Genomic DNA, 18,510 nt, shown 5'->3' with positions numbered 1-18,510 from the left:
AAGTAAATATAAACAATTTAAGTTTACGCGTAATAGAAAAAAAGTTCAATGTTCGTTAGCCTAAAACTAGTTTTAAGGCTTGCGGTATACTTGAAACGGGGATAACTTCAATTCCAGCGTTCTTTAGACTTGCACGCATATTGTGTTTCGGGATAAAAATACGCTTAAACCCAGTTTTAGCAGCTTCTTTAATTCGTGCATCTATTTGATTAACACGTCGTACCTCACCAGTTAAACCAACTTCACCAACAAAACAATCAGTTGGCAAAATTTCCTGATTTTTATAACTTGATGCGATAGCCATGACAACGGCTAGGTCAACTGCTGGTTCGTTCAGTCGAATTCCACCAGTAGCAGTTAAATATACATCCTGATTTTGCAACATCAAGTTGCCTCGTTTTTCTAGAACAGCCAGCAATAATCCCGCCCGATTATAATCAATGCCCGAAGTAGTTCTTTTGGCATAACCAAAAGCCGTAGGCGTAACCAAAGCCTGAATTTCTGCCAAAATAGGTCTTGTTCCTTCAAGAGAGACAACAATTGCCGATCCAGTTGATTTTGGCAGACGTTCATCTAAAAATATAGCTGAAGGATTAGTAACTTCTTTTAAACCTTTATTAACCATTTCAAACATGCCTATTTCATTGGCAGCGCCAAATCTGTTTTTCACAGAATGTAAAATACGGTAGGCATGGTGTTCATCACCCTCAAAATAAAGAACAGTATCTACCATGTGCTCTAGTATTTTGGGACCGGCAATCGCACCTTCTTTTGTAACATGGCCAATAACAAAAACGGTAATAGCATCCATTTTGGCAATTTTCATTAGTTCACTAGTAACTTCTCTTACCTGTGAAGCTGATCCTGTCATTGAGTCTAAGCTTGGTTCATTCATTGTCTGAATTGAGTCAATGACAACAAAATCCGGCTCTAAGTCGGAAATTTGTTGGCTAATGTCTTCCATGTCTGTTTCTGGATAAAGCATCATATCATTAGCTGGCAGTCCTAAACGGTCAGCCCGGAGCTTAATCTGATTGGCTGATTCTTCCCCCGAAACATACAGCACTTTATATTGATTAGCCAATTCGCTCATGATTTGCAACATTAAAGTTGATTTGCCAATGCCAGGGTCTCCTCCAATCAAGACTAATGAACCTGGAACAATACCCCCTCCTAAAACTCTGTTAAGCTCTTCCATACTGGTTTGTACACGTTCTTCTTTTTCTGCTTTAACATTTTCCAATTTAACCGGTTCACTAATTCCAGTTTTCTTGATAAGCCTGCTGGGACTGCCTTTAGTTGAACGGTTTTGCACTGCTTCAGTTTCTTTTTCAAACTGATTCCAAGCTCCGCAATTGGGACAGCGCCCTAAATAACTAGCAGAAATGTAACCACAAGAACGACATTTATACTTTGTTTTTAGTTTTGCCATTTAGCTTCCCTTCTTGTTTGTTGAACCAAAGCCATTTATTCTTTGTCTGTCAATAGGCACATCATTATCAGTTTTTAAATAATGAATAAAAATCCCCTGACCGATTCGGTCACCTTGATGAATCTGAATAGGTCTCACCCCATAGTTAATTAATTGAACAAAGATCTCGCCTTCATTGGCATCATTATTATAATAATCGGAATCAATGACACCAACCCCATTTGGAAGTGCAAGGTTTCTTTTAAAAGTATTTGATGACCGATTTGCCAGCAATAATACCTCGTCCTCAGGCATATATGCTTTCACTCCTGTGGGAATTAAAAAAGGTTTAAGGACATGTTCAGCCATTTCATAATCTTGTTCGTATAGTTGATGACCATTACGGATCAGCCTAAAAATACGGACAAAATTAAGCCTCCAAATACTTGGAATTAATACATCTTTTGCTGCAGCTAAGTCATAGCCTGCACTAGCAATCGTTTGTCTTCTTGGTAAAGTAACATTTTTATTTTTATATTTAGATACAATCTCAAAGCCCCGAATCTTTTCCATGTTATCTCCTTTAAAACTTTTAAACACTATTTTACATTAAATTGCAGACATTATCTGAAATCTTATATAATTAGGTACGTAAAATTTTTACTTTTGAAGGGAGAATAAATGTTTAATGTAGATGATCCCCACCAATTTTTTCGCGAAGACGATGATAATGGGGAAATGGTTTATAGTTGGACAATGGACAAAATTGAGCGTAAAGATGCTACAGTTTGGATTATGAATCACTTCTTCGTCAATCCCAAAATGAATAGCAAAAAGATTTTACATGATCAAATGAAAATAGTAATGTTTATTGCTCAAAAATCTCATCTGCCCGTTTGGCCACTTGATCCTTTAGTTATTAATTACTTTAATGAGCATCCAGATTTTGAATCAATTTGGTATCACAAACCAAGTCCAAAAAACGGTTCTATTTAGTATTGAAAGATTAAATAAGTAAGGTAAAAACAAATACTTTTTTAACAATAATTAAATTTTCAGAGATAGACTACTTCAGTCGGATAAGCTAAAATAGTATTAATTTGTTTAAGGAGGATCTATTTAATATGACAAAAGAAATTACAAGTGCAGCCATTGATGATTTCACAAAAGATTTAGCGAATCACTCTGGTATTAATATTGCGAGTCATGCCGCCCAAGAAAATGGCATCTATAAAGCTAGTCAAAACTTGCAATCTAAGATTGATTTAACACCAACCTTTTCAGTAGAAATTGATACAGGCAAGCCTGCTGATCAAAAGCAGTCCGGTCGTTGCTGGATGTTCTCTGCATTGAATACTATGCGCCACCCAATCCAAAAGGAATATAAGATTAAGGATTTTGAATTATCACAAAATTACACTAATTTCTGGGATAAATTTGAAAAATCAAACTTTTTCTTTGAAAATGTGATTGCTTCAGCCAAGAAACCACTCGGTGACCGTAAAGTTAGCTTCTTGTTTGCTACACCACAACAAGACGGTGGTCAATGGGACATGCTTTGTGGTCTAGTAGAGAAATATGGAATCGTACCTAAGTCAGTTTATCCAGAAACAGCTAATTCCAATAATTCAAGTGCTTTAAATGATACTTTGAATACCCTTTTGCGTAAAGATGGCTTAGAATTACGCAATTTAGTTAACGCCGGCAAGTCAGAAGATGAAGTTGAGCAACGCAAGAATGACTTTTTAAACGAAGTCTTCCGCATTTTGGCTATTTCATTAGGAGTTCCGCCAAAGAAATTTGACTTTGAATATAAAGATGATGATGGTAATTATCACCGTGAAGCAGGAATTACGCCTAAGGAGTTCTTTGATAAATTCGTAGGCATGAATTTGGAAGATCACGTTTCAATCATTAATTCACCTACAGATGATAAACCATATCATAAAGTTTTTTCCGTTGAGTACTTGGGTAATGTTGTTGGTGGTCGGCAAGTTCGCCATCTTAACGTCAAAATTTCTGAAATGAAAGATTTGATTATTAAACAACTTAAAGCTGGAGAAGTTGTTTGGTTTGGTTCAAATGTTGGTAAAGATTCAGAAAGACAACTTGGTTTGCTAGATACAGATATTTACAAGCGCGATGAGCTATTTGACGTTGACTTTTCAATGTCAAAAGCAGATATGCTTGATTCCAGTGAAAGTATGATGGATCACGCTATGGTTATCACTGGTGTTGACTTAGTTGATGACAAGCCTACTAAATGGAAGATTGAAAACTCTTGGGGAGAAAAGCCTGGCTTTAAAGGTTACTTTGTAATGAGCGATTCCTGGTTTGACAGTTTTGTTTACCAAGCAGTTATCAACAAGAAATTCTTGCCTGATGACTTAAAGAAAGCTTTTGATGAAGGTGCTAAAGACCCAATTCAATTATTACCTTGGGATCCAATGGGCGCATTAGCATTTAAGTAAAATTATTAGTTATATAAAATTAGTTAAAATATAAAACAGCATTGAGGAATTTTCTCAATGCTGTTTTTATTAGTTTGAACAAATATTTAAAGCTATTTTATTCGTCTTGCAGTATTCCATGATGCAATATGAATCGACGATCATATTTAAGTTCATTAATTTGATCATGGCTGGCAACTACAACGATTTTATTTTGCTGTTTTAATTTTTTCAACATGGTTACAAATAAGCTAATACTCTCCTGATCAATTCCACGAGCTGGTTCATCCAGCAAAATGATATTTTGGTTTTCCATCACAGCTTGAATGATACCAACCTTTTGTCTCATGCCAACAGAGTACTTAGCAATAGGTTCTGGATCATCTGGATCAAGCATAAAATATCTTAGTAATCCTCTGACTTCTTTTTCATTAAACCGTTTATTAAGATTAGCCAGAAAATGAAGATTGGTCATTGCCGATTCATATTCTAAAAAATCAGGATTTTCAATTAGTGCCCCAACAATATCATTTTTATCCAGCCTAATTTCACCACTGTCTGCCTCTAATAAACCGGTAATAATTTTAAAAATAGTGGACTTTCCAGAACCATTAATACCAGAGATATGAATCAGTTCTCCTGGCTTAGCTAGCAAAGATACGTTTTTTAAAACCAGCTTCTGACCGAAAGATTTTTTTATTTGCTTAAGCTCTAACATTATTTCTCCTTAAAAGCCACCATAAATTTCATGAATAGCCCTATATAATTCGTCATACAAAGGACTATAACTAATCAAAATATTTTTCTCTATATAGTAATGGTAAATTAAATCTATAATTATGACTATAAACAATAATAAGTATGGCCTATGCCAGTTGTAGCCTCCGACTAGCAACCAAAGTAGAAGTAAAAAAACAAATACATGCAGTATTATGAGTTCAGTGCCCAAAATAGGGTTGCCAAATTTAAATAAAGGGTAACCAGTTAAAAAATAAGGTACAAATAATCCTAATACAAATAATAAGCAATAAATTGCAGCCAGTACTATTAAATGAAATATCATCCACCTTCTCTTTCTTCTTACCGTTATAAACACATTAATGTTGCGAAAAGTAAGTATCTGTTTATAAAGTAACAAGAAGATCGCTGGTTGCAAATATAAAGATACCAAATGAAAATTGAGGTATTCATTTGGCAATTCCATAGTTTCTGGCAAACCTGTTTTTATCAGGATAATGCTACCTGTTAATCCTATAAAAAATATGAGAAAACCGGTTAAAACAAGCTTGCGTTGTATTCGCTTTAAACGCATAATCAGCCCAGCCTTCTTTTTTTCTTCCGCCAAAGTTGAATCAGGCAAGCAGCAAATAAAAGATAAATCAGTGCCACCGTCATAAAAAGTAAATATGAATTAATCGGTGGCAAACGCGAGGCTAACGCAAACTGACCCGGTGCAAGTACAGCAAATGGAAACCACGAATACGAGACAAAAAGCAAAAATTTATTGCCCATGGACATTAAGACTGACAATAAAGTCAAACCTAAACCCACGCACGGACCTAAGATTAGATAAATACTATTTTTTGTTACAAAAAGACCAATGCTGAAAATAAAAACAGCAAAAATACCCCAACCAACAGCAGCTAATATAACATACGAACATAAATCGATCAGTTGGTTAGTAGAAAAATATCCTGGTCTGACACCAATATACAATTTTCTGGGTCTAATTTTAAAGAAAAATGGATAATAAAATACTCTAATCAATGCTAACTGGTAGAGATTAGTCATCAAAGAAAATAGAAATCCAACAATAAAGGAATTAATAATTCCACCTTTTATAAAATCATGATAGCCAATTCTTTGTTGAACAGCACCGAACATATTATTATTTTTACAATAGATTAGGAGACCAGCTCCAAAAGTGGGAACGAATGCTAACATCATAACTAAATTTATGATATTTTCATTCCAGCCATTCGGCTGAATGGAAAAGAAAAGCATAACAGAAATGTCAACCGCTTTGCCGTTTAATGGTATTAATCCAGCCCCATCTTTAAAAGCCAAGACAATTTGCCAGGTAGTTAAGAGAAGATAAATAATTAAAATAATCAGAATAAATTTTTTGGTTCGGCTTAGCATTGGCACCATCCTCATATTAATATATCTTTGAATACTATATCAGGTATAACATCAATTATCAAATAAATGGTGTGCTAAAAAAGAGAGTTACAAAAAATTAACCTAATTTTTATTGGAAATGTCTTATTTTTGCTTTTCGCTCATATGGATCCTTTAAACAAAATCCGAAATTTAATTTAGCCCGACCTCCTTAACAAAACGCATAAAGGCTGCTTTGCCATCAGCGGTTTGCTTGAAAACTCCTGCATCTTCTAAGACACGAGCAAAAATGAGACCCAATTCCTTTTGCAAAATCTGATCTGTATTTTCATTGGTTATTTCATACTTTCTTTTAATTTTCTTAGCCCAGTCAAGATGCATTTGTGCAATATTGTTAGGCTGGTCAAGCAAAAACTTTTTTACCTCAAGTAATTCAGGTTTCAATCGCGGTGGAAAAATTGCTAATCCCATTACTTCAATTAAACCGATATTTTCTTTTTTAATATGCTGCACATCAGAGTGAGGGTGGAAAATACCATCAGGATACTTAGCCGATGTCTGATTATCTCTGAGAACTAAATCAAGTTCATAAATTTGACCATGTAAACGAGCAATTGGAGTTATTGTATGATGAGGCATATTAGCAGTAAACGCTCTAACAGCAACTTTTTCATCACTATAACTTTGCCAAATTGTAAAAATTTTATCTGCTAGTTTTACCAAACTTTTTTGATTTTGACTTCTTAGCCGGATAACTGACATGGGCCACTTAACAATACCTGCTTCTACATCATTAAATCCACTAAAATTAAGTGTTTTTACCACTGGTGCTTTTTCCATAGGAAAGCGATGCTTTCCACCCTGGTAATGTTCGTGAGACAAGATTGAACCACCTACAATCGGCAAATCCGCATTGCTACCAACAAAGTAACCAGGAAATTTGTTAACTATTTCCAGTAAATTAGCAAAAGTCTGTTCATTGATTACCATCTTTTCATGTTTTGGTGACAAGAAAATACAGTGTTCATTAAAATAGGCGTATGGTGAATATTGAAAACCCCAAGTTTCATTTCCCAACTCAAAACGAATGATACGGTGATTTGTGCGAGCGGGATAATTTACTTGACCCAAATAACCTTCATTTTCCATGCACAATTGACATTGCGGATAAGAGACAGCCGGATTATTTTTAGCAGCTGCAATATCCTTTGGATCCTTCTCCGGCTTGGAAAGATTAATTGTAATTTCAAGATCGCCATACTCGCTTTCAGCAACAAAATAAATGTTTTTTGCAATAGCTCGAGTCTTGATATAATCGCTGTTTTTACTCAAAAGATAAAAATTAGCTATCGCTTTTTGGGGTGATTCTTTATAAGTACTCCAAAATTTCTGGTTCACTATACTAGGTCTAGGCACAATGAAATTTAACAGCTGTGCACCTAAAATGTCTTCCGCTGAATTAGCTTTAGCGCATTTACCTGTTATTTGAGCAACTTTAACCAATTCGTCTTTAAGGTCTAAAAGATCTTTTTTGTTAGTTTTAACTTTTCTTGCATCATCGCCAACAAGAGCCAATATTCTATTGCGTAAGTATATCCGATCTAATTCTGTGAATTCGCTTTGTGCAATTATTAGTGTAATAAATTTCTCAACTAAATTATTTTCACTCATCTTAACTTTCCGATCATTTTAGTACTTTTGTGCCATCAGCTGTTTCTGCAATATAAAACGAGGGCAAATAGCCTATTTGTTTTTGATAGGTATCTGCAACATTCTTTTTAAAAGCAGCAACCTTGTTTTTTGCAACTAATGCAATGGCGCAACCGCCAAAACCGGCACCAGTCATTCTCGCACCTAAGACACCATGTTGCTTCCAAGCTGTATGAACTAAAGTATCGAGTTCTTTACCAGTAACTTCATAATCGTATTCTAAAGAAATATGTGAGGCATTCATTAACTGGCCAAATTCGATTAGATTTCCATTTACGAGTGCCTTTTTAGCATTTAATGTGCGCTCATTTTCCCAAACAGCATGTCGACAGCGTTTAAGCAAATTTTCACTAGGCAACAAATAGCTGTTTTCATCAAACATCAGATTATTTAATTCACCTAAAGACTGGATTGAAAGCTTTTGTTGCAAAAATTGCAATCCCTTTTCACATTCTGCTCTGCGCTCATTGTATTTTGAGTCCGCTAAGGTTCGCTTCTTGTTAGTGTTCATAATAACGATAACATTATCTTTCAAGTCAAGGGGTACCAGCTCAGACTCCACCTTTTCAGTATCAAGCAAAATGGCATGATCCTTTTTACTCATTGCTACAGCATATTGATCCATAATGCCCGAGTTAACACCAATAAATTCATTTTCGGTCTTAACTCCCATTTTAACAATTTCCAATTTAGCAAAAGACAGGTGAAATTGATCCTGCAATAAAATGCCAATTAACATTTCTAATGCAGCAGAAGAGGATAAACCTGCTCCATCAGGAATATTGCCATTAATATAAATGTTAAGACCATGATCAATTCTTGCACCATTTTCAAGCATAAAGTGAAGCATTCCTTTAGCATAGTTTGTCCAAGAATCTTCCTTTACAAATTTTATCTGATGTAAATCAATTTCAACTACTCCCATTTTTTCAAAATTAGCAGAATAAAAACAAAACTTTTCATCAGTTCGGGGACTAGCTGCACCATAGATTCCTAAAGAAATTGCACAAGGGAAAACATGGCCACCATTATAGTCAGTATGCTCACCAATTAAATTTATTCTCCCAGGAGAAAAGTAACACCTAGTTGGATTTTCATGATAAATATTAGCAAATTCTGTCCTAATTTCGTTGATTTTCATTTTTATCTGTTCCTTTTTAAAAGCGCTATCAAAAGTCAATAATCATATTATACTTCTTTTTTTATTATCAGCAATGGCAATAAAAAGCATAAGAAAACTAAAAGAGTTTCATAAGAATGAAACTCTTTTTATAGTTATTACCAAATATGTAATAGTCTATCTGGATGCAACTTGCATAAATTAAATTGATGTACGTGTTCCGGGTGACTTTGCGGAAATGGCTCTAAAAAATCAGCCGGATTAGCCAGTCCCGTAGAATATGACCACACACTTTTAACTTTTTTAATCGGATCAAGCATTTCATTTCGAATCGGAAAAGCCGAAATTAAAAAATGTTTGTGATGAAATTTAAAAACAAAAAATGGCAACCGAAAGTCGTTAACAACCTCTTCTTTGGTTTTCCCAATTGTAACTACATTGCGGTAGGTGCCATACTTTTCAGTAAATAAATCATTAAATGAAAAATAGAAATTCGAAATATGTACATGAGGAAAATTTTCTTCAGTCACATGGTCAGGAATTGCAATCACATGAGCAAAATGATCCAAATTGCTTTCTTTTTGTGAAAGTGCTCTTCCTAATTGATTGGGATTAATAACGTGAGCCCATTCCGGCACATCCAGATTATCTTGATAAGATAAAAACATTTCCCTAATTACATTAGGCTTTACCCAATCATATTGTCTGCGAACTTCATTGCGATTTAATAAACTACGCAAACTCTTATGGTACATTAAATCGACAACAAACAATTCATAGCGATAACGTTCGACCCATGGTTGATAATGCTCAATATTCTCCGCAAAGATATGCGTACTATCTACAATAACCGTTTCGCCACGTTTCATTTTTTCTTCAACGAGGTAATCCACCACTTTTTCCGTTTGCTCATTTGCATAACGCGGAATTACTTGATGTAAGCAATCGGTATCTTCTTCATAATAATAGGTTAAATTCGCCAGCAACAATCTAATTTGATCACGACTAATTGCATATGGCTGTAAGTGATGACGAGAAATAAATGAAGATTTACCGGAGCCGGGTGCGCCTCGTAATAAAAATATTTTACGCATGCCTCTACTCCAAACTAAGAATGTAAATTTTAAATGATATCGTAATAGATTTTAACATACATTTGTAGAAAACCTTACTAAGAACTAAAAGCAACGTAAAATCTTTTTGTCAACAATATTCATTTGCTGATCAAATATATAAACTATTGGCTGTGCATTTGGAACTTCAAGATTAATAATTTCTTGATCATCAATACTTTCTAATTCTTTAATTAATGCTCGTAAACTGGAACCATGAGCAACGATTAATTGATCTTCCCCTTTTTTTAATCTGCTAGCTACATTGTCATAGTAATAAGGCATAACTCGCTTTTGTGTTTGGTAAAGACTTTCACTTCGCGGCAAAAAGTGTGGATCAAAATTAGCATAACGTCTGGATGTTACTTTTTTACCTTCAGGTGGAATCGCATAGAATCCACGCCGCCACTCCAGCACTTGTTCTTTACCAAAAATTTTACGCGATTCGTCTTTATTCATGCCCCGTAAATTGCCATAGTGCCTTTCATTCAAACGCCAAGTTTTAGTAATGGGCAAATATAAAAAATTACAAATATCTGCAACTATATTAGCTGTAATAATTGCCCTCATTAATACCGATGTGTGAATATGAGTAGGGTGAAAATCGGTAATACTCTTAATCAAATTGCCAGCTTTTTCAGCCTGCTTTCGACCCTTATCAGTTAGGGCAACATCATTCCAACCCGTGTAGACATTGGCTTTATTAGCGGTACTTTCACCGTGTCTTAAAAGCACTAATTTGACCATTTTATCTCACCCAATGCATAATTATTAAAGCTAAGCCGCTAATTGTAAAAATGATTCCCAATATCATAAAAGGAGTTACTCCGTGATTATGATTACGATAGCGTCTATTATAAGCATAAGCAATATCATATAAGCCTACTATTAAAACAATAACGGCAGTAAAAATACTAACTTTCAACCTTAATTTTCTCCTGATTACTCTTGATTACGATCATTTACAATCATTTTATCATTTTTTCCTCGTTCACATTCTGCTTGAAAATTAATATGGTTAATTCCTAATTTTTGTAATTTTGCACTAATTTGTTGCGTTAAAAATTCAAATTTACCAGCTGTTAAATCAGCATCAACATTGACGTGTGCATCAAGCATGACATAACGATCGCTATAACGCCACACATGTACATGATGAATATTTTTTATTTCAGGAAAAGATAAAACTATCTTATTAACTTCATCCAGATCGATGTCAGGATTAGATTCCATTAGCACATTTGCTGCCTTTTCTGTTATTTCACAAGCTTCGTGAAAAACGAAGACCGACACTAATAAAGTCATCACCGGATCAATCCAGCTAATGTTCCAATAATAAATAAAAATTGCACCAATTACAACTGCTACGCTGGAAAGAGCATCACTTAGCATATGCATAAAAGTGGATCGCACATTTAGATTTTGCTGTCCACCTTGATGCATTACCAACATTGAAACTACATTTGAAATCAAACCAATAATTGCAACAATTAGCATTATGCCGCCACTGATTTTTGTTGGTTTCCAAAATCTTTCAATAGCTTCCACAAATAAAACAATACTAATTAAAATTAGAATAATACCGTTGGTAAAGGCAGCCAAAGTTTCAGCCCTGTCATAGCCAAAAGTTTTTCGCTTATTACTGCGTCTATTGCTAATGATATGTGCCACAAACGAAATAATTATTGCACCGACATCGCTAAGATTGTGTACCGCATCAGATAATAAAGATAAAGAACCTGATACGAAACCACCAATAAATTCTGCAACTGTAATAACAACATTAAGTGCAGTTACATAGGCAAATTTTTTTGTAGTATGATCTTTCATATTTTTTCCTTTCAAGCAATAAAGATAAAAAAAGCCCTACTTTTAAGCAGGACTTTACATATCTTCAGCATTTACATTATAATCTACAATTTCAAAGTTACCGTTATCACGAAGAATTCCCCGAGTGACACTACCGTTATTAGGAAAAATAATATCATGGAGACCATCACTCTGGTTCCAATACTTAATGGCTAAGGTTTTGATAAAATCGCCATGAGAAACTATTAAAACTCTTTTTTCATTTTTAGTCAGCTCATGGAGAACGTCAATCGCCCTTACCATCCGTTCATCCAGCTCTTTCTTATTCTCTGCCAAATGTCGCGGATCGGCCTTTTTTGTAGCCTCACGAAATTCATAAATTCCAACCTGATTGATAATTTTGGTTACATCTGTTTGCGGACCAACTCCTGCTGCCAGTGCAACTTCATTCCAGGTTTCCTCTATATCATCACCTTCGAAAGAACCAAAAAACACTTCCCGAAACTCAGGCAATTTTTTAATCTTTCCAATTTCTGAAACCTGGTTAGCGTCCTTCATTAAGTGAACCGTATCAATCGCGCGCTTCAAATCAGAAGAATACATGTTGTCAAAATGAACTTGGCTCAAGGCATTTGCAGTTACCTTTAGGTCATTAATGCCCTTGACTGTCAGCGGAGAATCACACCATCCCTGAACTTTGTTTAACTGGTTAAACATTGTTTCGCCATGACGGACAATATAAATTTCTGTTGCCAATTTGCATTCTCCTTTCATTTAACGTGCTTTAAACTATAACATATATGCCTTATAAAAGAAATACCCAGCCTGAATAAATGCTAGTGCTGCAATAAAGATACGCACATATTTAGCAGGAACTTTACGCAAAATATCCATTCCTAAATAACCGCCAATAAACATCCCAATAGCAAGAGGAATTGCCTGCATCCAGTATATTCGAGAAGTAAAAATAAAAACTATTAGAGCAACAAGATTCGCCAGTCCACAGATGACGTTTTTAATTGCATTGACAACTATAAACTTTTCATCAGTAATATAAGTTAATAAAACTAGCACAATTACACCACCGGCGGCTCCAAAATAACCGGTGTAAACACCCATCACTAATAATGCAGCAATATAAAAAATTTCCTGCCAAAGTGGTCTTTTATGCGGTTCTAAACTATGATGCTTACCTGAAACAATTACCATAACACCAGAGCCAGCAATAAAAATTGGTACCACTTTTTCAAAAACACTAGATGGAAAAGCTAACAATAAACGACATCCAATTAAAGAACCTACAATAATAAATATAGAGTAAAAGGCCACTTGGTGCCAATGACCCTTAAGCTCCTTTGTTGAAGAAATAGTCGAACCAATACTAGTCCAAATCAAGGCGGCATCATTTGTGACATTGGCATAAACCGGTGGAATACCAACTGCTAGTAATACCGGATATGAAGCAAGAGAAGCCATTGAAGCCACTGACGACAACAAACCGCTGGCTATGCCCCCTATTAATATAAAAATCAGTGAAAAAATAGATGCCATTCAAATTAACTCCCTTTTAAAAGTTAATTTCTATTATAATGCTCTTGAAAAATAATTTAAGCAGGTATTTTAATTCTGACCAATTGTCTATTTAATAATGAAGTTTGATTTAACAAATTAGTCTCTAAATAATAATTACTGAAACATTATAGTTTTTGCACAAAAAAAGAATTAACTTTAGTCGATAATAAAGCTAATTCTTCTCTAAAATAAATATTTTGTTTTAAATTCATCTCTCAGTTTCTTAAGTTACTTAATATCCTTTCTTACTCAACAGATATGAGTAACAAGTTGGAAGTAAAATAACTATAATAGTTACGGATATAACCATCCAATACATTTCCCAATAAGAAGTTAGAAACAGAACAATGCCGCTGATAAAAAAGATCCATCCGGCAAATCTGTGTGTTTTACGCCAATTTTCCGTATTATTCAAAGTCCATGGTAATTTAATACCAACGACATGATTGGGACTAACTTTAGGCAGATAATTACCAAAAATAATAAAGAACAGTCCCAAAAAAGCACTAAGCACAAAGGAGCCTTTTACTTTATGACCCAGTGCATAAGCATAAAGTGACAGATTTACGATATTAGTAATAACAGGAACAAGCCAAAGCGTAATATTAACTATCTTAAAATCAAGATTTTTGGTTTCTTTTTGATTGCGTAAGATCAAAAATACCATTACTTGAAGGATAATTCCCAAAAAAGGCAGACCAATAATGACCCATAATTTATTGCTAAAAGCATTTGGCATATCAGTCATCCCAAAGTGTGTGGCCATTTTTTGCGGCAAACGATTATATAAAAATGCTCCGGTCAAAATTGGAAATAAGATTAGCAGAAGCGAGATTAATTCTGTTTGACGAATACTATTCTTTTTCATCATGATCTCCTTTCAGATCAACAAGCCAACCCATAATTTCTTCTATAATAGAAGTATTTAGCGAATAATAAATAAAGTTTTTTTCGTGTTCCTCTTCAATTAAATCAGCCTTTTTCAGCATATTAAGATGGTATGAAATAGTAGCTTTAGTCATATTAAAATGATTAGCAATATCCCCTGCCGACATCGGTCCATTTTTTAAAAGCTGCAATATTTTGCGGCGCACTGGATCTGACAAGGCCTTAAAACTAGACTCAAAACTCACATTAGTTTCTTTTCCTTTCTATTTAGATAAATATCTAATTAGATATTTGTCTAAATAGTATCACAATTTTCGTAAAACACAATAATTTTTAACATATTAATTACAATTTCTTGAACTATAGTAAAAATAATAAAACAACATAGGTGGCTTTGTGAGAACTCAGAAAATTATGAGTAAAAACGTGTTCATGAATATTTGTCTTTAATTTGGGTTAGCTAATCGTTATAATGCAGAGGGTTAGTTAATGAAAGGAAAAGTACACTTGGCAAAATATGAAACTTTAATTTTTATTCTTGAAGGAAGCTTATTAAACGAAAAAGTTGCAGAACAAAATGCACTTAGGCAAACTTTGAAATTAACTGGCAGAGAATATGGTCCAGCTGAGCGCATACAATATAATTCATTACAAGAAAAGATTAAATTACTAGGATTTGATGAGCGCATTAAATTAACTTTGCAGGAATTCTTTATAAATGACTGGATTTCTGCGAAAGGCACTTTTTATAACCAGTTGCAAAAACAAGATCAGTTAAATAAAGATGTAGTGCCCTTTTTAGATGAGGTGAAAAACAAAGTTAACTTGGTTTTGCTGACAAAAGAGAAAAAAGATGTGGCTTCATCCCGCATGCAAAATACAGAACTAATAAATTATTTTTCCGCAGTTTATTTTAAAGACGATTTTGCATGTAAGTTTCCAAATAAGAAGGTTTTGACAACAATATTGCAGCAGCAGAATCTGACGCCAGCCACTTGTCTTGTAATTGGGACAAACTTAGTCGATGAAATTCAGGGTGCCGAAAATGCTAACCTGGATTCTCTTTGGCTAGCGCCCAAGAAAGCAAAAATGCCAATTAGTCCACGTCCAACTTTACATTTAAATAAATTAACTGATTTATTATTTTACCTAGAATTAAGCTAGTTTATAATAAAGTAAAAGAATTGTGAGGTAAAACAAATGAAAAAAGTAGCTGTGATTTTTGCCGATGGTTGTGAAGAAGTTGAAGGTTTATGCGTTATTGATGTATTACGGCGCTTAGGTATTCAAGCTGATATGATTGGGCTTACTAGTACAACGGTAAATGGTGCACACAATATCAAACTTACTTGTGATAAAACTGTTGCTGATAGTCTATTGGATTATGACGTAGTAGCTCTTCCAGGTGGTACAACGGGAGCAGAAAATTTACGTGATAATGAAAAACTGGCAGATCTAATGATAAAACGGCATAACGCTGGCAAGTGGGATGCCGCAATGTGTGCTGCCCCTATTGCTCTCGCCCGTTATGGCGTTATAGCTGACGCTGATTATACATGTTATCCCGGGTTTGAAAAACAAACCGAAAAAGATGCACCAAGTGGTCACTTCAAGGAAAATATCACTGTAACTGATGATGAACATAAAGTCATTACTAGTCGCGGTCCGGCAACTGCTTGGGCATTTGCATATGCAATTGCAGAAGCGCTGGGAATTGACACTAAGGATCTAAAGGCGGGCATGTTATACAATTATCTAGCCGACAATATTCAAGATAGTTTGTAAATTTTTCTCTGACACGAAAAGGTGAAGTTTTAAACTTCACTTTTTTTATTACGATAGATTTTTAACTTATTCATAACTTTAGATAACATCAAAAGTAAAATAATTCCTGAACCACCTATCAAAAATGAGTTGCGGTAGCTTGTCCCGCAAAATTTGAGTTAAAAAATTGACTATAACAATTAAATAAGTAAATTTAACATTAGTCTTAGTCAATTTATTCTTTCGAATATTTATTAAGTGACAGTAATTAACATTAAGATAACAATTTTTTGTAGCAGGAAATTGGCATTAATTTATTTTTTTACTGCTAAACACCTATGAACTAGTACTTCTTATTTACAAAATATTTTTTTAAGAGGTATTTTAAAAATATGATAAAATTAAATTACCCTTAAAAGGGGAAAACAAATAATGGGAGGTATTAAGCATGTGTACAACTATTGCAATTAAATCTGATAGTGGTGACGTATTTTGGGGACGGACTATGGACTTTACATTTGATCCCTTTAAACCTAGTGCGGATAGCAAAATGACTACTTTTCCTGCAAACTATGAATTAAAGGGTTTGCACCAAAGCTGGACGACCAAATATCCGTTTATGGGTATCAACGTCAATGATTCACTTTTTTTTAATGATGGTATAAATAGTGCAGGTATAGTTGGTGATGCACAATTCTTAGAAGAGGCTTCTTGGGATACAGTAGAAAGTCTTAAAAAGCGAGGATTAAAACCTATAATTGGCGAAGAAGTTGTTGCATATGTTTTAAGTAATTTTGGCAGTATCGCTGAAATAAAAGAAGCTTTTAAGCATCTTGGCCAAGAAAAAACCAATTATCCTGATTGGGAAAATGCAGACACTGGCATCCCTACTCCAATTCCAATGCATTACACTTTCTGTGATCCAAGTGGCAAAAGCGTTATTTTGGAGCCGGTTAATAATGGGGCCTTTAAAATATATGATGGTATTGGCGTTATGACCAACAGTCCAGAATATCCTTGGCACCTTGACAATTTGCGTAATTACTTACATTTAACCAATCACAATTTGGGTCATCACCAAATAAGCGATCAGCTAGACATTAAACAAATTGAAAGTGGTTCTGGATTATTAGGATTACCTGGTGACTATACTGCTCCATCACGTTTTGTTCGTGGAACATTTATTTCTAAATTTTTAGCACCATTCCATTCAGATCAGGGGATTCCTCAACTATATAATGTATTCAAATCGGTCATGATTCCACGGGGATTAGAGCATCTTCACGAAGGTGAAGACAAATGTGATTATTCAGGTTACTGGGCAGGATATGATGTTTCAAGCAGAAGTTTATATATTCAACCAGAGGATTGCCCAACAATGACAAAATTTGTTCTGGATCCCGCTACAACGACTAAAATTACCCAGCCTATTCAACATGACTTTAAAGTTTTGGAAACCAAAAGACAAAAAACTTTAGTTTAAAGTTAAACTTAAAAGATAGAAACAAAAACCGCATCAATATAGTAATTGACGCGGTTTTCTTATTTTTCAAGTTTCGGACGGTTCAGTTTTTCTTTCTTACTTAAGTCATTTACTTTTCTTATATTGCCAATCTCTTTTCTTGAGAAGAACTGAAAAGAAATATTTTTCCTAAAAATTTAGCTAAAATTGGTTTAGGTTGTAAACATAGTTATTACTAATATCAAAGCATTTCGGCATAGACACATTTCCGGTTAAATATATAAATTCAAAAACCAACGCTCAATTTCTTAAGTAGGTAATTAAAAATATTCTTTATTAAAGCAAAGTCCTTTTATTCATGAATATATATTTGGTATAAAAAGTAAAATAAACTATTTTCCAACTAATAGTGACGGATATTGTGTAAACGATAAATCACCTTTATAAGCAAACCAGTCTTTTATTTCCTTTATTGATTTATTGGCGATTTTTTTGTTTTGACCGTGTAGCTTTTTAGCCTCATTTTTAGTTTGAATTAGTGACGGCTTTTTGCCTTCAAACTGTGAATCCATGACTTTTAACTCGGCTTTGATCAGTGGCTGTAAAGCTTTTCTCTTAGCATTTATGTTATAAAGATCGCCATTAAAGAAGGTAACCCAGCCTTGATTTTTGCCACTTTGATCAACTATGTGAGCGACCAATTCAACCCTTCCGGTACCAAATTCAGTAATCTTAAATTTTATATTTTTATCTGCCATTTTCTTAACCCAGCTTTTGCCAAACGGCTTAGAAGTATGACTAATGAAATCATTAACTTCGTGATAAACAGTAGCATTCCTAGCTAATTTAAATACGTAACCTTCTTTAGAAAACCGTTTAGCAAGCGTAACGGTCATACCCGGGTCGGTTGCAGGACTAACTGCTGCTGGCTTAGCAGTATCAGTACTTTCTGCTTTGGTCACGGTTAAAGTGGTTAATGTTGTAAAAGAAAAAAGGATGGCTGCAGAACATAAAATTGTTCTAAAATACTTGTGTTTCATTTTTTAACCTCAAAAATAAACTATAATAATATTTTGTAACAAAATTGTAAC

Annotated in this window: 21 protein-coding genes; 5 read left to right on the top strand and 16 right to left on the bottom strand. The window is 34.3% G+C overall.

The features are described from left to right. Positions 1–55 precede the first annotated feature (55 nt). A complete protein-coding gene (gene radA / locus LDM90_RS02910; protein WP_223896432.1) occupies positions 56–1,432 on the bottom strand; it encodes a DNA repair protein RadA in 1,377 nt (458 codons plus the stop codon). Continuing rightward, positions 1,433–1,984, bottom strand: a complete 552-nt coding sequence (locus tag LDM90_RS02905; RefSeq protein WP_034980349.1) for a dCTP deaminase/dUTPase family protein — start codon at positions 1,982–1,984, stop codon at positions 1,433–1,435. It abuts the gene before it with no gap. 108 nt (positions 1,985–2,092) lie between these two features. Between LDM90_RS02905 and LDM90_RS02900 the strand changes: the two genes are divergently transcribed. Together LDM90_RS02900 and pepC are read left to right on the top strand one after the other, a co-directional pair. After that, positions 2,093–2,407 carry a hypothetical protein gene (locus LDM90_RS02900; RefSeq protein ID WP_223896426.1) on the top strand — a complete coding sequence of 105 codons (315 nt, stop codon included), beginning with the start codon at positions 2,093–2,095 and terminating at the stop codon, positions 2,405–2,407. 128 nt (positions 2,408–2,535) lie between these two features. Continuing rightward, positions 2,536–3,882, top strand: coding sequence for an aminopeptidase C (gene pepC / locus LDM90_RS02895; RefSeq protein ID WP_034980352.1), 1,347 nt, complete (start codon positions 2,536–2,538; stop codon positions 3,880–3,882). Between the two features lie 97 nt (positions 3,883–3,979). On the opposite strand, the gene LDM90_RS02890 is transcribed toward pepC, so the two are convergent. From LDM90_RS02890 to LDM90_RS02830, 13 genes are all read right to left on the bottom strand, one after another. Then, positions 3,980–4,579 carry an ABC transporter ATP-binding protein gene (locus tag LDM90_RS02890; RefSeq protein WP_223896425.1) on the bottom strand — a complete coding sequence of 200 codons (600 nt, stop codon included), beginning with the start codon at positions 4,577–4,579 and terminating at the stop codon, positions 3,980–3,982. 9 nt (positions 4,580–4,588) lie between these two features. After that, the gene (locus LDM90_RS02885; RefSeq protein WP_223898671.1) at positions 4,589–5,221 is read right to left on the bottom strand and encodes a hypothetical protein; all 633 of its coding nucleotides are present in this window, start codon (positions 5,219–5,221) and stop codon (positions 4,589–4,591) included. After that, positions 5,176–6,003, bottom strand: a complete 828-nt coding sequence (locus LDM90_RS02880; protein ID WP_223896423.1) for a hypothetical protein — start codon at positions 6,001–6,003, stop codon at positions 5,176–5,178. The genes LDM90_RS02885 and LDM90_RS02880 overlap by 46 nt, the downstream gene beginning before the upstream one ends. A 171-nt stretch (positions 6,004–6,174) precedes the next feature. Then, on the bottom strand, positions 6,175–7,653 hold the full coding sequence (galT, locus tag LDM90_RS02875) for a UDP-glucose--hexose-1-phosphate uridylyltransferase (protein ID WP_223896422.1): 1,479 nt from the start codon (positions 7,651–7,653) through the stop codon (positions 6,175–6,177). A gap of 13 nt (positions 7,654–7,666) precedes the next feature. Further along, a complete protein-coding gene (locus LDM90_RS02870) occupies positions 7,667–8,833 on the bottom strand; it encodes a galactokinase (protein WP_223896421.1) in 1,167 nt (388 codons plus the stop codon). 137 nt (positions 8,834–8,970) lie between these two features. Next, a complete protein-coding gene (locus LDM90_RS02865; RefSeq protein WP_034980362.1) occupies positions 8,971–9,906 on the bottom strand; it encodes an AAA family ATPase in 936 nt (311 codons plus the stop codon). Positions 9,907–9,990: 84 nt separating this feature from the next. Then, positions 9,991–10,671: a 2,3-bisphosphoglycerate-dependent phosphoglycerate mutase gene (locus tag LDM90_RS02860; protein WP_223896420.1), complete on the bottom strand. Its 681-nt coding sequence runs from the start codon at positions 10,669–10,671 to the stop codon at positions 9,991–9,993. A 1-nt stretch (position 10,672) separates the two neighbouring features. Next, a complete protein-coding gene (locus LDM90_RS02855; protein ID WP_162833770.1) occupies positions 10,673–10,849 on the bottom strand; it encodes a hypothetical protein in 177 nt (58 codons plus the stop codon). Between the two features lie 17 nt (positions 10,850–10,866). Then, positions 10,867–11,754: a cation diffusion facilitator family transporter gene (locus LDM90_RS02850; RefSeq protein ID WP_223896419.1), complete on the bottom strand. Its 888-nt coding sequence runs from the start codon at positions 11,752–11,754 to the stop codon at positions 10,867–10,869. A gap of 54 nt (positions 11,755–11,808) precedes the next feature. Then, positions 11,809–12,489 carry a histidine phosphatase family protein gene (locus LDM90_RS02845; protein ID WP_198213097.1) on the bottom strand — a complete coding sequence of 227 codons (681 nt, stop codon included), beginning with the start codon at positions 12,487–12,489 and terminating at the stop codon, positions 11,809–11,811. A 33-nt stretch (positions 12,490–12,522) separates the two neighbouring features. Further along, complete coding sequence (locus tag LDM90_RS02840; RefSeq protein WP_223896418.1) at positions 12,523–13,284, bottom strand: sulfite exporter TauE/SafE family protein; 762 nt, start codon at positions 13,282–13,284, stop codon at positions 12,523–12,525. Positions 13,285–13,537: 253 nt separating this feature from the next. Continuing rightward, a complete protein-coding gene (locus LDM90_RS02835) occupies positions 13,538–14,173 on the bottom strand; it encodes an SdpI family protein (protein ID WP_223896417.1) in 636 nt (211 codons plus the stop codon). Continuing rightward, the gene (locus LDM90_RS02830; protein WP_034980372.1) at positions 14,160–14,438 is read right to left on the bottom strand and encodes an autorepressor SdpR family transcription factor; all 279 of its coding nucleotides are present in this window, start codon (positions 14,436–14,438) and stop codon (positions 14,160–14,162) included. The genes LDM90_RS02835 and LDM90_RS02830 overlap by 14 nt, the downstream gene beginning before the upstream one ends. Before the next feature lie 262 nt (positions 14,439–14,700). On the opposite strand from LDM90_RS02830, the gene LDM90_RS02825 reads away from it, so the two are divergent. The 3 genes from LDM90_RS02825 to LDM90_RS02815 all read left to right on the top strand — a co-directional run bounded on the left by LDM90_RS02825 (position 14,701) and on the right by LDM90_RS02815 (position 17,440). Beyond that, the gene (locus tag LDM90_RS02825) at positions 14,701–15,357 is read left to right on the top strand and encodes an HAD family hydrolase (protein ID WP_223896480.1); all 657 of its coding nucleotides are present in this window, start codon (positions 14,701–14,703) and stop codon (positions 15,355–15,357) included. Between the two features lie 36 nt (positions 15,358–15,393). Continuing rightward, positions 15,394–15,978 (top strand): DJ-1 family glyoxalase III, encoded by a 585-nt coding sequence (locus LDM90_RS02820; RefSeq protein ID WP_223896416.1) that lies wholly within the window; start codon positions 15,394–15,396, stop codon positions 15,976–15,978. A 427-nt stretch (positions 15,979–16,405) separates the two neighbouring features. Then, positions 16,406–17,440 (top strand): linear amide C-N hydrolase, encoded by a 1,035-nt coding sequence (locus LDM90_RS02815; protein ID WP_034980376.1) that lies wholly within the window; start codon positions 16,406–16,408, stop codon positions 17,438–17,440. A 371-nt stretch (positions 17,441–17,811) separates the two neighbouring features. On the opposite strand, the gene LDM90_RS02810 is transcribed toward LDM90_RS02815, so the two are convergent. Beyond that, positions 17,812–18,459 carry a hypothetical protein gene (locus LDM90_RS02810; protein ID WP_223896415.1) on the bottom strand — a complete coding sequence of 216 codons (648 nt, stop codon included), beginning with the start codon at positions 18,457–18,459 and terminating at the stop codon, positions 17,812–17,814. Positions 18,460–18,510 lie beyond the last annotated feature (51 nt).

Source organism: Lactobacillus huangpiensis (assembly GCF_019972815.1).
GTDB classification, from domain to species: domain Bacteria; phylum Bacillota; class Bacilli; order Lactobacillales; family Lactobacillaceae; genus Lactobacillus; species Lactobacillus huangpiensis.
The sequence above is the reverse complement of the archived record's forward strand: the minus strand, read 5'-3'. Positions and strand labels throughout refer to the sequence as shown.

Excerpts from the sequence above, each read along its gene's own strand:
- pepC (WP_034980352.1), top strand. The coding sequence starts at position 2,536 with ATGACAAAAGAAATTACAAGTGCAGCCATTGATGATTTCACAAAAGAT.
- LDM90_RS02860 (WP_223896420.1), bottom strand. The coding sequence starts at position 10,671 with ATGGTCAAATTAGTGCTTTTAAGACACGGTGAAAGTACCGCTAATAAA.
- LDM90_RS02880 (WP_223896423.1), bottom strand. The coding sequence starts at position 6,003 with ATGCTAAGCCGAACCAAAAAATTTATTCTGATTATTTTAATTATTTAT.
- LDM90_RS02900 (WP_223896426.1), top strand. The coding sequence starts at position 2,093 with ATGTTTAATGTAGATGATCCCCACCAATTTTTTCGCGAAGACGATGAT.
- LDM90_RS02820 (WP_223896416.1), top strand. The coding sequence starts at position 15,394 with ATGAAAAAAGTAGCTGTGATTTTTGCCGATGGTTGTGAAGAAGTTGAA.
- LDM90_RS02815 (WP_034980376.1), top strand. The coding sequence starts at position 16,406 with ATGTGTACAACTATTGCAATTAAATCTGATAGTGGTGACGTATTTTGG.
- galT (WP_223896422.1), bottom strand. The coding sequence starts at position 7,653 with ATGAGTGAAAATAATTTAGTTGAGAAATTTATTACACTAATAATTGCA.
- LDM90_RS02810 (WP_223896415.1), bottom strand. The coding sequence starts at position 18,459 with ATGAAACACAAGTATTTTAGAACAATTTTATGTTCTGCAGCCATCCTT.
- LDM90_RS02870 (WP_223896421.1), bottom strand. The coding sequence starts at position 8,833 with ATGAAAATCAACGAAATTAGGACAGAATTTGCTAATATTTATCATGAA.
- LDM90_RS02835 (WP_223896417.1), bottom strand. The coding sequence starts at position 14,173 with ATGAAAAAGAATAGTATTCGTCAAACAGAATTAATCTCGCTTCTGCTA.
- LDM90_RS02840 (WP_223896418.1), bottom strand. The coding sequence starts at position 13,284 with ATGGCATCTATTTTTTCACTGATTTTTATATTAATAGGGGGCATAGCC.
- LDM90_RS02905 (WP_034980349.1), bottom strand. The coding sequence starts at position 1,984 with ATGGAAAAGATTCGGGGCTTTGAGATTGTATCTAAATATAAAAATAAA.
- LDM90_RS02890 (WP_223896425.1), bottom strand. The coding sequence starts at position 4,579 with ATGTTAGAGCTTAAGCAAATAAAAAAATCTTTCGGTCAGAAGCTGGTT.
- radA (WP_223896432.1), bottom strand. The coding sequence starts at position 1,432 with ATGGCAAAACTAAAAACAAAGTATAAATGTCGTTCTTGTGGTTACATT.
- LDM90_RS02865 (WP_034980362.1), bottom strand. The coding sequence starts at position 9,906 with ATGCGTAAAATATTTTTATTACGAGGCGCACCCGGCTCCGGTAAATCT.
- LDM90_RS02850 (WP_223896419.1), bottom strand. The coding sequence starts at position 11,754 with ATGAAAGATCATACTACAAAAAAATTTGCCTATGTAACTGCACTTAAT.